Here is a 15,943-nt window from a genome sequence, read left to right on the forward strand (position 1 = left end):
AGAACGTGTGTTCTGTTTTTCTGATAGAATGGTATAATAGAGTGGACAGTATAATAGGAACGGGTGGTGCGGTGAATCCCTGTGGAGAACGGGGGTGACCGTATGAGCGAGATGCAGCTATTCCTCACATCAGGACTATTCCTCTTTGCGTTTGTAAATCTAGTAATCGTGCTAATAAAAGAAATGACAAAAAAATAACCCACCCGTGACTTCTAATTCGCTGTTAGGCAGTCGGGTGAGTTACTTATTACGTTCGACTCCACAGTAGCCGTGCTTCTGCGGAACTTATACTGTTAAGTCAAAGTGCGTCCAACACTTTGGCTTCTTCAATCATGTGTATACACAAATTATAGCACAAGACAACCAACTGTAAACGAACTTTCCATTGGTAAAGTTATCTGACCAGTTTTTTTGCCTTCAGCGTGTTGGCAAAATGGACTTTTGCCACCTTGTTTAAAAAGCCTTCTCCATGCTTTTCGATCACCCTTGCAGCTGCACTATCCACTTTAGAACCCGCACCTTTTGGTATGGTAATTCCTGCTAATTCGCTCAGCTTATCCATCTCTTTCAAAAAAGAATATCTCGCAATGATGGAGGCCGCTGCCACGGAAAGGTGCAGGCCTTCCGCTTTGGTATGAAAATAAACATTTTCACGAACAATTTTCTTCTGCTGAGCCACATGGCGATAGTAAATCCCAGATTCAGCAAACTGGTCAATGAGGATCGCATCGGGTTTCTCTGGGGCGATTTTATCTAATACATGTTGCAATGCTTTATTATGGAGCAAAGCCTTGATTTTTCCTTGGCTCATACCACTCTGTTGCAGTTCATTATATTTTTCATTATGTAAAACTAATAGGCTGTAAGGAACATGCGGCAAGATTGCTTTTGCTATCCGCACAATCTTTTCATCATTTAATGCCTTCGAATCCTGCACACCCAGCTCTTTTAATTTATCCATGTGCTCTTTTTTTACATATGCAGCACAAACAGTAATCGGCCCAAAATAATCTCCTGTCCCTACTTCATCAGATCCGATGACAGAAAGGGATGCAAACCCTGTAGGCAAGGAGGATTTCACTTTGCTTCCCGCAGATGATACAGTAGTTGCTTTTTTGCTAGATTTAGCTTGAGCATCCGTTGCCCCAAACCCCTTCCATATGTTCGCTTCCTCTTCCGCCCCTTTTCCTTGGAACAGCACTTTTCCCGACTTGTATGCGGTAATATTACAAGTAGGCGATTTGGCGACAAAAACAGCACCTGCTGGAAGTTTATCTATTTTATGTTCTTTATAGAAACTTTCGATTTTGTTTAAAATAGTTCCAGATACCTGGATGACTTGATATGACAATTAATTCACTCCTACTACAAATTTTTACATTTTTCCATGTTTCTTTTCCACTTTACAATGTTTCGTGGTATTATAAAGATTAGGATTTTAATGAATGGGGGCATACACGTTGTCAGAGCATAAAACTCGCACAACTGTCGACATATATGGACAACAATACTCGATTGTTGGTACGGAAAGTATAAGTCACATACGACTTGTTGCTTCCATTGTCGATGAAAAAATGAGAGAAATCAATAGCAAAAATTCAAACTTGGACATCAGTAAACTGGCAGTTCTTACTGCGGTGAATGTTGTACATGATTATATCAAATTAAAAGACGAATACGATATGCTTGAGAGAGAATTAAAGAAAAAGGGTTGAGTACGATGTTAGACTTGATTATTATCTTTCTATTTATTATGGGACTGATTGTTGGGATCCGCAGGGGATTCATTATGCAGATTGTCCATCTTTCCGGCTTTATAGCAGCCTTTGTGGTTGCATATATGTTTTATGCTGACTTAGCACCGAAATTAAAACTTTGGGTGCCGATGCCGAGTTTTGGCAATGCAGAGTTTTCCATGTTCTTTGAGACGATAAGTCTCGATACGGCTTATTACAGGGCTGTTGCTTTTGCGATTCTTTTCTTTGGAACAAGGGTTGCTGCGCAGATTATCGGATCTATGTTGGATTTCCTTTCCCACTTGCCGATCTTGAAACAGGTGAACAGCTGGGCAGGTGCAGTGTTAGGCTTTGTGGAAGTTTACTTGATTGTATTTATTTTCTTATATATAGGAGCATTGGTTCCTTTGGAGATGGTGCAGTCCTCAATCAGTGATTCGTCCATGGCAAAGGGAATTGTGGAAAATACACCGATATTCTCAGAAAAGCTACAAGAATTATGGACCGGGTATATGGCAAGTAAGCAATAATTTTACACGATAAAACAGGCCTTCTTTGGGCCTGTTTTTTTGTGGATCTAGTTTGTTCGATTGTACATTTGCCTCATTTATTTGTATGATTTAATAAGATAAGTCTACATAAGGTCAGGTGAAGTAACGTGAATAAAAAACAAATCGTAAAATGGCTTGAAACGATTGCGACATATATGGAGTTAAAGGGCGAAAACGGCTTTAAAGTTTCAGCATTCAGAAAAGCTGCACTGGCACTTGAAAATGATGAAAGAAGCTTAAGTCAAATAGAGGATTTCACAAAAATAAGTGGCATAGGAAAAGGGACTGCAGCTGTTATCCATGAAATCTTGGAAACAGGGAAATCCTCCGTTTTAGAGGAGCTGCAACAGGAAGTTCCAGAAGGATTGATTCCGTTATTAAAATTGCCTGGGCTTGGCGGCAAAAAAATAGCGAAACTTTATCAAGAGCTAGACGTAGTAGATATGACAAGCTTAAAAGAAGCGTGTGAAGCAGAAAAAGTGCAGGCGCTTGCAGGCTTTGGAAAAAAGACAGAGGAGAAAATCCTTGCTGCAATTGAGGAAGTTGGAAAACGTCCAGATCGTTTGCCAATCTCCTTTATGACGCCGATTGCAGAGCAAATCGAACAATTCCTTGCCACCGTGGATGGAATAGAGGAATACTCCCGTGCAGGCAGCCTGCGCAGATACAGGGAAACCATTAAAGATTTGGACTTTATCATTTCCACAACAGAACCTACCAAAGTACGGGAGCAGCTTGTGAAAATGGATAGGGTGATAGAAATTATTGCAAATGGTGATACAAAAGTGTCCATCATTTTAAAATATGATTATGATGTGTCCGTTGATTTCCGCATGGTGGAACCTTTAAGCTTCCCTACAACTTTGCATCATTTTACCGGATCAAAAGACCATAACGTCCGTATGCGCCAGCTTGCAAAAGACCGCGGAGAGAAAATCAGTGAGTACGGTGTGGAAAATGTGGAAACAGGAGAAATGAAACATTTCAAAACGGAAGAAGCGTTCTTCCGTCATTTTAACCTGCCTTTCATTCCGCCTGAGATAAGAGAAGATGGGACAGAAGTGGATTATGCATTAGAGCATGGAGAGATACCATTATTGTCACTAGATGACATAAGAGGAGATCTTCATATGCACTCCACCTATAGCGATGGTGCCTACACAATCGAAGAGATGATAGAAGCAAACCGTGCAAAAGGGTATAAATATATGGCGATTACCGATCATTCTCAATATTTAAAAGTAGCAAACGGATTGACGCCAGAACGCCTTCGACAACAAAAGGAAGAAATTAAGAAGCTGAATGAAAAGTATAATGATATAACAATATTATCAGGTGTGGAAATGGACATTCTCCCAGACGGCTCTCTTGATTATGATGATGAGTTAATGGAGGAGATGGATATTGTCATCGCATCGATTCATTCAAGCTTTTCACAAAAAAGAGAAGTGATCATGGACCGCTTGAGAAAAGCGTTGGAAAATAATCATGTAGATATTATCGCACATCCTACAGGACGCCTGATTGGACGCAGGGAAGGATATGATGTGGATGTGGAAATGTTGATTCAGCTAGCAAAAGAAACGGATACTGCGCTTGAGCTCAATGCCAATCCGAACCGTTTGGATCTTGCTAGCCATTATGTTCGACTCGCACAAGATGCTGGAGTGAAGCTAGTCATAAATACAGACGCCCATAGCATCGACATGCTGGATCATATGGAAGTGGGAGTGGCAGCGGCAAGAAAAGGCTGGATCAAAAAAGACAATGTTATCAATACATGGTCACTGGACGAGTTAAAGAAATTTTTAACACGACACCATACGTAATGTAAAGACAGAAGGGAGTTATGGTACCGTGCAACCTAGGGTTTTAAAGGTATTGGAATTTAATAAAGTAAAAGATAAATTGGCTACTTTTTCGGCATCCTCATTAGGAAAAGAAAAAGTGGCCCAGCTGACGCCTGCCACCAGTTATGAAGAAGTGGTAAACAGACAGCTGCAAACAGATGAGGCGGCAACTGTCCTTCGATTAAAAGGGGAAGTTCCACTTGGTGGAATCACCGATATTCGAGCGCATGTAAAACGTGCAGATATAGGCGGGACATTGAACACACATGAATTGTTGGATATCGCAGGAACCATTTATGCGGCGCGAAAGCTAGACCGTTTTGTGGAATCTGTATTGGAAGAAGATATATCCATTCCTCTTCTAAAAGAATATATGGATCAGTTAATCATCTATCCTGAACTTGAGCGCAATATTAAAAATTGTATAGACGAATATGGGGAAGTTCTGGACGGAGCGAGTGATAAGCTAAGAGGTATCCGTCAGCAATTAAGGTCCACAGAGTCTAGAGTGCGAGAAAAACTGGAGAGCATGATTCGTTCTTCCAACGCACAGAAGATGTTGTCAGATGCCATCATCACTATTCGTAATGAGCGTTATGTTATACCGGTTAAACAAGAATACCGCGGTTCTTATGGTGGGATCGTACACGATCAATCCTCCTCAGGAGCAACATTGTTCATCGAGCCTCAGCAGGTGGTAGATCTCAACAATGTTCTTCAAGAAGCAAAGGTGAAAGAAAAGCTGGAAATAGATCGTATACTAGCCGAGCTTTCAGCCGAAGTAGCAGAAGTGGCCCGTGATCTTCTTGAAAATGTTCATATTCTGGCGGAAATAGATTTTATGTTTGCTAAAGCGAAGTATGGAAAGCATATCCGCGGAACAAAACCAGAAATAAATAATGATAAATATATAAGACTAGTTCAGGCAAGACACCCTCTCATCAATGAGGAAGAAGTTGTGCCAAATACGATTGAGCTTGGAAAAGACTATACCTCCATTGTTATTACCGGTCCTAATACAGGCGGTAAAACCGTAACGTTGAAAACACTTGGATTATTGACGATCATGGCTCAATCAGGACTCCATGTACCAGCTCAAGACGGGTCGGAAGTGGGAGTCTTCTCTGCTGTTTATGCAGATATAGGGGATGAACAATCCATCGAGCAAAGCTTAAGTACATTCTCTTCGCATATGGTCAATATTGTGGATATTCTTAAAAAAGTGGACCACGACAGTCTGGTTCTTTTTGATGAACTTGGCGCTGGTACAGACCCACAAGAAGGGGCAGCACTTGCTATTTCGATTTTGGATGAAGTATATCAACGAGGTGCCTGTGTGATTGCGACTACCCATTACCCAGAGTTAAAAGCATATGGGTATAACCGTGATGGGGTAGTCAACGCAAGTGTCGAATTTGATGTGGATACACTAAGTCCTACTTATCGTTTACTTATCGGGGTACCTGGTAGAAGTAATGCGTTTGAAATTTCTAAACGTCTAGGATTGAGCATGGAAGTCATCGACCGGGCGAAAGGCTTTGTCAGTGAGGATAGCAACAAAGTGGAGAATATGATCGCTTCTTTGGAAGCTTCCCAAAAAAGAGCGGAAGAAGAATGGAAAGAAGCAGAAAAAATAAGAAAAACATCACAGCAACTGCACGAAGATCTTGAACAGCAAATGCAGGAGCTGAACGAACAACGTGATAAACTGTACGAAAAAGCAGCCGAAAAAGCCGAGAAGATGGTGGAGGATGCAAAGGAAGAAGCAGAAAAGGTTATTCGTGAATTGCGCAAGATGCGAATGGAACAGCATGCCAATGTAAAAGAGCACGAGTTAATCGATGCCAAAAAACGATTGGAAGGTGCTGTGCCTACTGTAAAAAAATCTGCAGCTACGAAAAAACAGGAAGCTAGCAATCAAACGCTGGAGCCTGGTGACGAAGTGAAGGTATTGAGCCTAAACCAAAAAGGACATCTTGTGGAAAAAACGGGAGCCAAGGAATGGCAGGTTCAAATAGGCATCATGAAAATGAAAGTGAAAACAAAGGACATTCAATATGTGAGCAGGCCAAAGCCTGTGGAAACGAAGCCACTGGCTACCATCAAAGGGAAAGACTATCATGTAAGCTTAGAGCTGGACCTGCGTGGCGAACGGTTTGAGAATGCACTCATGAGAGTGGAAAAATACTTGGATGATGCTACATTAGCAGGTTATCACCGTGTTTCTATCATTCATGGTAAAGGGACTGGAGCGCTGCGTGTTGGGGTGCAAAATTACTTGAAGAACCACCGTTCCGTTAAAAATTATCGATTTGGTGAGGCGTCTGAAGGTGGCACTGGTGTTACCGTCGTCGAACTGAAATAAGAAGGGAGCCTGATATGTCTGCTTTTTGGGAAAATGAATTAGTCAGAACGGCTGCCAATTTTAGTGTGGTGGTACTATGTCTTGTTCTGTTTCTGGCTATTTTTGAACTAGTTACAAAGTATAAAAACATGGAAGAAATTAAAAAAGGTAATTTTGCTGTAGCGATGGCAACAGGCGGTAAAATACTAGGCATCGCCAACATTTTCAGGTACTCTATCAGCGATCATGATACGTTGTTGACGATGATTGGCTGGGGAGCGGTCGGATTTGTCTTGTTGTTGTTTGCCTATTTTATCTTTGAGTTTTTGACACCAAGCTTTAACATTGATAAGGAAATAGAAAAAGGGAATTGGGCTGTAGGGTTTATTTCCTTTGTCATTTCTGTAGGGTTGTCTTTTATTATTGGGGCAAGTATTGGATAAGGAGTAGGGAATTTTGGAAACTTTAGCAAAAGTGTTGATTGGATGTTGTATCGTGTTTGTCATAATTGGAATCATTTATCTTTTTATTGCATAAAGAGTTAATAACAGTGAGGAAGAAGAAGCAAGTTTCACATTGCTGATTCTTCCTTTTTTTAAAGGACAATAAAGTAGAATATACTGTTGATCTCCGTTCCAGGCGCTTCGCTTGCCTGCGGGCGGTCCGTGAGCCTCCTCAGGCTTCGCCTTCCGGGGTCTCACCTGTCCCTTCCTCCCGCGGGCGTCTGCGCGCCTTCCACTACAATCAACTTGGCTATTTCATTCACCAATTGTATTACAAGAAGAGTTGTAAACGAGTTACCGGAAAAAGGGTCAACTATAAGTCTAGCTGTGGATTGGAGCAAATGACGGAGACTCCAGCGGGGGAGTAACGGTAGGTTGAGACCCCTGAAGCGTTGTGAGGAGGCTCAAGCACCGTCCCGCGGAAAGCGAAGTCATTTGCGGAAAGGAACAGCGGTAATTAACCAATTTTTCAAATTAGTACTGGGCGAGTTTCTTTCCCAGTTTTTCTTACCTTAAAAAATTGTTCAGCAGGGAGAAAGGGTAGAGTCGGAGAATATAGGTGGTATGGGAGGGGTTGTTGGTATGCAATTTAAAACGACAGAACTACCGGGGATTGGGAAAAAGCTATCATTTGTTACGGCTGAGGGGAATATGGTGGTCTTGGTTGTTCACCATTCAGGAAAACGGGAAATGTATTTTTTTGAAGACCCAGACAATGATGAAGCAGATTTCTCCATTTCTTTGACCTCAGATGAAACAAGGGAACTTGGTGCTCAACTGCTGGGTGCTATGTATCAACCTGTAGATATGGATAAGATGAAAATATTTAAGAAACAAATTATTATTGAGTGGATTGAAGTAAAAAAAGCTTCCTCCTTAATTGGAAAATCGATAGGAGAATCGAAAATAAGAACCAAGACAGGTGCATCCATTATTGGAATTGTAAAAGGAGAAGATAACATCGCCGTGCCAGATGTCGATGTAAAGCTCCATGAAAAGGATATATTGATGGTTTGTGGCAAACAAGCCCAAATTGAAAAACTGACCAAGCTTTGCGAGGGAGGGACTGCTACCTGATGCATGAAGGTACTCCAATACTTGTAAGCATAGGAGTCATATTACTCGTTCTATTTGTTATGGGATATGTCGGAGGGAAAATGAAGATCCCCGGCGTCATACTATATATATTTCTAGGACTTGGCATCGGAACATTTATAACAGAAAACGAATTATTGTATACAGCTAGTGAAATAGGAATTGTACTATTATTTTTTCTACTTGGATTGGAATTCCCCCTGAAAAAATTAAAAAATATGGCGTTCAAGGTATGGAAACCTGGGTTATTGGATGTAGCCTTAAACTTTGGAATGTCTACTGTCATTTGTCTCTTCTTTGGTCTAGATCTTCTAACTTCCTTCTTAATAGGCGGTGTCCTATATGCCACAAGTTCCTCGATTTCTGCCAAGCTATTGGAGAGTACGAAACGATTGGCCAATGCAGAGTCGGAATACATACTTGCGATTCTCATCTTCGAAGATGTTGTGGCACCAATCATTGTTGCAGTCCTAATTGGATTGGCCTCGGACAGCGGGATAACAGGAATGGACTTTGTGATTCTTTTAGGTAAGATCATGTTGTTAACCACAGGTGCGATGGTCATTGGTCGATATGGCTTCATCCGTTTGGAGAAATTTTTTGAGAGATTGGTCGGAAGTGATATTTTCATCATGCTTACAGTCGGCATTGCCCTTAGTTATGCCGGCATTGCATTGTTACTTGGGCTGTCAGAAGTATTAGGGGCATTTTTAGCAGGTATCATGCTTGCCGAGACGAAGCGTTCAGAAGATATCGAGCAGGTTACCTTACCTGTGAGAGATTTACTTTTACCTATATTTTTTATGCATTTCGGCACGACGATAGACCTTGGAGAAGGAGTGCCTTATGTAGGATTATTGCTTACATTGATTGGGTGGGCTTTGCTTGGAAAAATCTTGGTCGGAATGCTTGGTGGTAGATGGTATGGGCTCACAAAGAGGGTTGCTTTACGAGCTGGTTTCTCACTCACACCAAGAGGAGAATTCTCTGTGGTTATTGCATCGATTGCCACTGGAGCTACGAAATTATTTAGTAGCGTGTTCATCCTAGTTTCTGCGATACTCGGAATCTTGCTCTTTATTTTAGCGCCGAAATTAACGAATATATTTTATGAAAAGAAGAGGATGAAAAAGAACATAAAGCTGAAGGTTCCTGGTTAAGGGTGTCATATTTCATCATTTTTCGCAAAAATCAAAAAAATGTTATAATTTTTATGGAATTGCTGATATACTATAACAAACAGATATGGGCCTTTTGTAGTAGTACAGGCCGATAAAGAGGAGGGAATGGAATGGAGCAAATAGTGAACAAGCCATGGCTATCACTTTATCCTGAAGAAATACCTCATGAGATCAACTTCGAAGAGCGAACACTGCAGTCTTACTTAAAACAAGCGGCGGAAGAATATCCAACAAAAACGGCTATTAGCTTCCTCGGCAAAAAATTAACATTTGAAGAAGTTTATGATCAATCTTTAAAACTGGCAAACTATTTAAAAGGACTTGGAATTGAAAAAGGAGACAGAGTGTCTATCATGCTCCCAAACTGCCCTCAAGCTGTCATCAGCTATTATGGCGTTCTATTCGCCGGCGGTATTGTTGTGCAGACAAATCCACTATACATGGAACGTGAACTGGAATACCAAGTCAACGATTCCGGATCCGAAATCATCATCACGTTAGATATTCTCTACCCTAGAGTATCAAAAGTGAAAGCGCTAACAAACCTGAAACATGTTATCGTTACGGGAATAAAGGACTATCTACCGTTTCCAAAAAATATGCTTTATCCATTTGTTCAGAAAAAACAGTACGGAATAGTAGTAAAGGTGGAGCATAGTGGACAAAACCATTTGTTTACTGAAATCATTAAACAATCGGAAGCTCAAACTATCGATGTACTGATCAACCCTAACGATGACCTCGCGTTACTGCAATATACCGGAGGCACAACAGGATTCCCCAAAGGTGTTATGTTAACACATATGAACCTTGTCTCCAATTCAATTATGAGTGTCAACTGGATGTACAGATGCAAAAAGGGACAGGAAAAGGTTATTGGAATTCTACCGTTCTTCCATGTATACGGGATGACGGCAGTAATGAACCTTTCCATCATGCAGGCATACGAAATGATACTACTACCGAAGTTTGACCCGGAAACAACATTGAAAACCATTCAGAAGGAAAAGCCGACACTTTTCCCTGGAGCACCAACAATTTATATTGCCCTGTTAAATCATCCTGATATCAAAAAATATGATTTATCTTCCATAGATTCATGTATCAGTGGATCGGCAGCTCTGCCTGTTGAAGTACAAGAACAGTTTGAACGTGTTACGGGAGGAAAACTGGTTGAAGGTTACGGGCTCTCCGAAGCATCACCGGTTACCCACGCTAATTTCCTATGGAATGAAAGGGTGTCAGGAAGCATTGGAATTCCTTGGCCAAATACAGAATCCGTCATTCTTTCCATGGAAAATGGAGAACTGGCTCCGACAGGGGAAATTGGAGAGATTGCTGTAAGAGGTCCACAAATCATGAAAGGATATTGGAACCGAAAAGAAGAAACCGAAGCTGTCTTGAAAGATGGCTGGCTCTTAACGGGAGATTTAGGTTATATGGATGAGCGCGGATATTTCTATGTGGTTGATCGCAAAAAAGATATGATTATTGCCGGCGGCTTCAATATTTACCCAAGAGAAATCGAGGAAGTATTATATGAACACGAGGAAATTCAGGAAGTGGTTGTCGCTGGAATTCCTGATCCATATCGCGGTGAAACCGTTAAGGCATACATCGTGAAAAAGGCTGGCTCTAACCTTACTGAAGAAGAACTGGACCAATATACAAGAAAACACCTTGCTGCCTACAAGGTACCAAGATACTATGAATTCAGAGACGAACTACCTAAGACCGCCGTTGGAAAAATCCTCAGAAGAGCATTGGTGGAAGAAGAAAAGCAGAAAATAGCGAAGTGATAAATATAGAGAGGGAGATGTAAAAAACCTCTCTCTCTTTTTTATAGTAACTTGCACGAAAATTATGATAAGATAATGATTGACAGTTCATTCATGGTACAGTATCATGAAAATATGAATGATTATTCATTCATTTTTAAAAGGGAGCGAAAAGGTTGAAACAACAAAAACCTAAATATAAACAAATAATAGATGCTGCAGTCATTGTCATTGCGGAAAATGGCTACCATCAAGCACAGGTTTCCAAAATTGCCAAACAGGCCGGAGTAGCAGACGGGACCATCTATCTATATTTTAAAAATAAGGAAGACATCCTGATCTCACTGTTTCAAGAGAAAATGGGACTCTTCGTCGAAAAGATTCGTCAAGAAATTGCAGGAAAATCGACATCAACAGAGAAATTATTAACGTTGATAGAAAAACATTTTTCCATGCTAGCTGAAGATCACTATCTGGCCATTGTAACCCAGTTGGAGTTAAGACAATCCAACTTAGAGCTTCGACTGAAGATTAACGAGGTGTTAAAAGGGTATTTACATGTTGTAGATGAAATTTTACTGGCTGGTACCAAAAACGGTGAGCTTCGTTCCGACTTAGATGTCCGCCTAGCAAGGCAAATGGTGTTTGGTACGATTGATGAAACGATTACTACTTGGGTCATGAATGATCAAAAGTACGACCTGACAGCCGTCGCACCAAGAGTACATGAACTATTAATCAAGGGGTTTGGAGCTACCCCTTAACTAGCTCTGTGTTCTATACATAAGGAGGGGATTATTAATGGAATTTTTGCAAATGAAAGTAGAAGAACGTATTGCTCTCATCACCATCAACAAAGCCCCCGCGAATGCTTTGTCATCCGCAGTTTTGAAAGAGCTTTCATTATTGATGGATGATTTAGAAAAGCAAGAAGAGGTAAGGGTCGTTCTGATTCACGGAGAAGGAAGATTTTTCTCTGCAGGTGCGGATATCAAAGAGTTCACCACGGTGGAAACCGGTGAGGAATTTGCCGAACTTGCGAAATTTGGTCAGGATCTTTTTGAAAGAATGGAGAACTTTCCAAAACCGATTATCGCAGCCATCCATGGTGCAGCTCTAGGCGGAGGCCTTGAACTAGCAATGGGTTGCCATATCCGCTTAGTGACGAAAACAGCTAAACTTGGTCTGCCTGAATTGCAGTTGGGGCTGATCCCTGGTTTTGCTGGGACTCAGCGTTTACCTAAATTAGTTGGTTCCGCCAAGGCATTTGAAATGCTTTTCACGAGTGACACACTGACAGGGGAAGAAGCTGTTCAATGGGGACTTGCAAACAAAGCCGTCGATGAAGAAGTTTTAATGGATGAAGCTTTTAAGATGGCGAAAAAGATTGCACAAAAAGGACCAATCTCGGTTGCTTCTGTCATTGAGTTGTCCCGTTTTGCAAAGCATGAAGAATTTTATCAAGGCGTAGAAAGAGAAGCGCAATTATTTGGGAGAGTCTTCACATCAGAAGATGGCAAGGAAGGTATTACAGCGTTTATGGAAAAAAGAGCTCCCGAATTTAAAGGGAAGTAATTTTTTTTATAATATAAAATCTGAATATTACTAATAAAATTAATGTTTAAACAGGAGGTACTGTGATGAATATTTTTGTTTTATTAAAAAGAACATTTGATACTGAGGAAAGACTAACCGTTTCAAATGGCAGCATAAATGAAGATGGTGCAGAATTCATTATCAACCCATATGACGAGTACGCGGTAGAAGAAGCGATTCAAGTAAGAGACACACATGGCGGAGAAGTAACTGTTGTGACAGTCGGTTCTGAAGAGGCAGAAAAAGAGCTTCGTACGGCACTTGCGATGGGTGCTGATAAAGCGGTACTGATCAACACAGAAGATGACGTAGAAAATGGAGATCAATTTACAACAGCGAAAATCTTGGCTGAATTCTTAAAAGATAAAGATGCAGACTTAATTATCGGTGGTAACGTAGCAATTGACGGTGGTTCCGGACAAGTTGGGCCTCGTGTAGCGGAGTTATTGGATATTCCTTACGTAACAACAATCACAAAGCTAGAAATCGAAGGCGGAAAAGCTACTATCGTGCGCGATGTTGAAGGAGATTCCGAAGTTATTGAAACATCCCTTCCATTGCTTGTAACAGCACAACAAGGGTTGAACGATCCGCGCTATCCATCTCTACCTGGGATCATGAAGGCAAAGAAAAAGCCTCTTGAAGAATTAGAATTAGATGATTTAGACCTTGATGAGGATGATGTAGAAGCGAAGACAAAAACGCTTGAAATCTACCTTCCACCGAAAAAAGAAGCAGGTCGAGTGCTTCAAGGTGAGTTGGATGCACAAGTAAAAGAATTGGTTTCCGCATTAAGAAACGAAGCAAAAGTAATCTAATAAGTGATATAAACTTTTAGCGTTTGATTGGAGCAGATGGCGTAGACTCCGGCGGGAGGTAGCACTTAGGTGATACCCCGCAGGAGGCCTGAGGAGGCTCAACAAGTGCCCCGCGGAAAGAGAGCCAGCTGTGGAAATCAATAGCGTCATTTAACAGGGATTAAAGATAGATACATGGACAGGAGGAGACAAACATGGCAAGAAAAGTATTAACATTAGCAGAAGTGCGTGATTCCGCATTACGTAATGTATCATTTGAAGCAATTGCAGCAGGAAAAACAGTAGCAGAAGGTGGCGAAGTAGTTTCTGTACTAGTTGGGGAAGGTGTAGGATCACTTGCTCAAGAACTGATTGCTTACGGTGCAGACCGTGTTGTAACAATTGAACACACTAACTTGAAAGCGTACACATCTGACGGATACTCTCAAGCTTTAATGGCAGTCATTGATTCCGAAAACCCAGAAGGAATTATTTTTGGACATACAGCTTTAGGAAAAGACTTGTCCCCTAAATTGGCTTCCAAATTAAATTCCGGCTTGATTTCTGATGCAACTGAAGTGGAAGAGGTTGGTGGAAACTTAGTCTTCACAAGACCAATCTACTCTGGAAAAGCATTTGAAAAGAAAATCGTAACAGACGGCGTCATTTTTGCAACTGTACGTCCAAACAACATTGCATCTCTTGATAAAGATGAGTCACGTACAGGTGACGTTTCTTCTCTTGATGTTGATGTTAAGGATCTTCGCACAATCATTAAAGAAGTTGTTCGCAAAGCTACAGAGGGTGTAGACCTTTCCGAGGCGAAAGTAGTAGTAGCTGGTGGCCGTGGAGTAAAATCTGAAGAAGGCTTCGAGCCACTAAAAGAATTGGCAGACGTACTTGGAGCGGCAGTTGGTGCTTCCCGTGGAGCGTGTGACGCAGACTATTGCGATTACTCTCTGCAAATTGGTCAAACTGGTAAAGTCGTAACGCCAGACCTTTACATTGCATGCGGTATCTCTGGAGCTATTCAGCATCTTGCTGGTATGTCCAACTCCAAAGTGATCGTAGCAATTAACAAAGACCCAGAAGCAAACATTTTCAAAGTAGCTGACTATGGTATCGTAGGTGACCTGTTTGAAGTGGTTCCGATGTTAACAGCGGAATTCAAAAAGCTATTGGTGACGAACTAAGTTTATATCAACAAACAGCCAGGCACGTGAGGTGCTTGGCTGTTTTAATGTGATGGATTGAATAAGGGATAACCTAGCTGGTGATTGGAGCACAGGGCGAAGACTCCTGAGGGAGATAGCGCTAGCTGGAGACCCCGCAGGATTACCGAGGAGGCTCTCGTCAGCCCCTAGGAAAGCGAAGCCCAGTGCGTAAATTACCAGCGGTGGTTCGGGAAACCTTAGTGTGAAATAAAATGGCCGAAAACGGGTAAACCTATAACGAAGCAAATAATTAGCAACACTATGTGGTAAATGCTATACTTTAGCTATAGTAAAACTCTGAAAGATTTTCCATCTGTCAGAGAACACATTAACAGCATATATTGTTAACTGTGATATAAAAGGCTTAGGAGGAATTTATTATGGCAATTACAAATGCAACTGACCAAAACTTTACACAAGAAACTAGCGATGGCCTAGTTCTTGCTGATTTCTGGGCGCCTTGGTGCGGACCTTGTAAAATGATCGCTCCAGTTCTTGAAGAATTAGATCAAGACATGGGTGACAAAGTGAAAATTGTTAAAGTTGATGTGGATGAGAACCAAGAAACTGCTGGAAAATTCGGCGTAATGAGCATCCCAACTTTACTTGTTATCAAAAATGGTGAAGTAGTAGACAAAGCAGTAGGTTTCCAACCGAAAGAAGCTTTGGCTGAACTATTAAACAAGCACGCTTAATGCATTTTGCAAAAAGCCCGGTCCTGTGACCGGGCTTTTTGCGTGTAAAGGGACCTGAAAAAGTATCCAACTCGGCACTTTTTGAGAAAAACTGGGATAAATCAAGAAATATGCGATTATATCAAGAAAAATTGAGATATATCAAGAAAACTGAGGGGGATATCAAGAAAAAATAGGATATATCAAGAAAACTCAGGATATATCAATAAAATCGCTTTAATCGTAACCGTCACCTCATCTCAACTGAAAAAGCTTAGGCTGAACTATTAAACGTAAACAAACAAGCTTAATTGCTTGTTTCGTGCCAAAGGAACTAACAAGGTAGCCAACTCGGCACCTTTTGAGAAAAACTGGGATATATGAAGAAAATCGCGATTATATCAAGAAAAAATGGGATATATCAAGATAACTCAGGGGGATATCAAGAAAAATTGAGATATATCAAGAAAACTCAGGGGGATATCAAGAAAAATTGAGATATATCAAGAAAACTCAGGGGGATATCAAGAAAAATTGAGATATATCAAGAAAACTCAGGGGGATATCAAGAAATTCAAGGATATATCAAGAAAACTCAGGATATATCAATAAAATCGCAACCGT

At 41.0% G+C, this 15,943-nt stretch carries 14 protein-coding genes; 13 read left to right on the plus strand and 1 reads right to left on the minus strand.

The features are described 5' to 3' along the window. Window positions 1-394: 394 nt before the first annotated feature. On the minus strand, window positions 395-1,351 hold the full coding sequence (gene rnhC / locus HC179_RS03555; RefSeq protein ID WP_168863089.1) for a ribonuclease HIII: 957 nt from the start codon (window positions 1,349-1,351) through the stop codon (window positions 395-397). Window positions 1,352-1,445: 94 nt separating this feature from the next. Between rnhC and zapA the strand changes: the two genes are divergently transcribed. The 13 genes from zapA (at window position 1,446) to trxA (ending at window position 15,340) form a co-directional block, all read left to right on the plus strand. Then, the gene (zapA, locus tag HC179_RS03560; protein ID WP_060664833.1) at window positions 1,446-1,715 is read left to right on the plus strand and encodes a cell division protein ZapA; all 270 of its coding nucleotides are present in this window, start codon (window positions 1,446-1,448) and stop codon (window positions 1,713-1,715) included. A gap of 5 nt (window positions 1,716-1,720) precedes the next feature. After that, complete coding sequence (locus HC179_RS03565; protein WP_168863090.1) at window positions 1,721-2,266, plus strand: CvpA family protein; 546 nt, start codon at window positions 1,721-1,723, stop codon at window positions 2,264-2,266. Window positions 2,267-2,394: 128 nt separating this feature from the next. Next, complete coding sequence (gene polX / locus HC179_RS03570; protein WP_168863091.1) at window positions 2,395-4,116, plus strand: DNA polymerase/3'-5' exonuclease PolX; 1,722 nt, start codon at window positions 2,395-2,397, stop codon at window positions 4,114-4,116. Window positions 4,117-4,144: 28 nt separating this feature from the next. Then, on the plus strand, window positions 4,145-6,502 hold the full coding sequence (locus HC179_RS03575) for an endonuclease MutS2 (RefSeq protein ID WP_168863092.1): 2,358 nt from the start codon (window positions 4,145-4,147) through the stop codon (window positions 6,500-6,502). 14 nt (window positions 6,503-6,516) lie between these two features. After that, window positions 6,517-6,924, plus strand: coding sequence for a DUF350 domain-containing protein (locus tag HC179_RS03580; protein ID WP_148987837.1), 408 nt, complete (start codon window positions 6,517-6,519; stop codon window positions 6,922-6,924). Window positions 6,925-7,566: 642 nt separating this feature from the next. Then, window positions 7,567-8,061 (plus strand): cation:proton antiporter regulatory subunit, encoded by a 495-nt coding sequence (locus HC179_RS03585; protein WP_168863093.1) that lies wholly within the window; start codon window positions 7,567-7,569, stop codon window positions 8,059-8,061. Then, entirely contained in the window at window positions 8,061-9,239 is a 1,179-nt protein-coding gene (locus tag HC179_RS03590) for a cation:proton antiporter (protein WP_168863094.1), read from the plus strand. The genes HC179_RS03585 and HC179_RS03590 overlap by 1 nt, the downstream gene beginning before the upstream one ends. A gap of 131 nt (window positions 9,240-9,370) precedes the next feature. Then, complete coding sequence (locus tag HC179_RS03595) at window positions 9,371-11,059, plus strand: long-chain-fatty-acid--CoA ligase (protein ID WP_168863095.1); 1,689 nt, start codon at window positions 9,371-9,373, stop codon at window positions 11,057-11,059. 155 nt (window positions 11,060-11,214) lie between these two features. Beyond that, a complete protein-coding gene (locus tag HC179_RS03600; protein WP_168863096.1) occupies window positions 11,215-11,802 on the plus strand; it encodes a TetR/AcrR family transcriptional regulator in 588 nt (195 codons plus the stop codon). Between the two features lie 37 nt (window positions 11,803-11,839). Then, window positions 11,840-12,613 (plus strand): enoyl-CoA hydratase, encoded by a 774-nt coding sequence (locus HC179_RS03605; RefSeq protein ID WP_168863097.1) that lies wholly within the window; start codon window positions 11,840-11,842, stop codon window positions 12,611-12,613. 65 nt (window positions 12,614-12,678) lie between these two features. Next, window positions 12,679-13,452, plus strand: a complete 774-nt coding sequence (locus HC179_RS03610; RefSeq protein WP_010195739.1) for an electron transfer flavoprotein subunit beta/FixA family protein — start codon at window positions 12,679-12,681, stop codon at window positions 13,450-13,452. Window positions 13,453-13,646: 194 nt separating this feature from the next. Continuing rightward, entirely contained in the window at window positions 13,647-14,624 is a 978-nt protein-coding gene (locus HC179_RS03615) for an electron transfer flavoprotein subunit alpha/FixB family protein (protein WP_168863098.1), read from the plus strand. Window positions 14,625-15,025: 401 nt separating this feature from the next. After that, window positions 15,026-15,340 carry a thioredoxin gene (gene trxA, locus HC179_RS03620; protein ID WP_047972068.1) on the plus strand — a complete coding sequence of 105 codons (315 nt, stop codon included), beginning with the start codon at window positions 15,026-15,028 and terminating at the stop codon, window positions 15,338-15,340. The last annotated feature ends 603 nt before the right edge of the window (window positions 15,341-15,943 follow it).

This window comes from Bacillus sp. RO1, assembly GCF_012524115.1.
GTDB lineage: Bacteria > Bacillota > Bacilli > Bacillales > Bacillaceae_I > Sutcliffiella_A.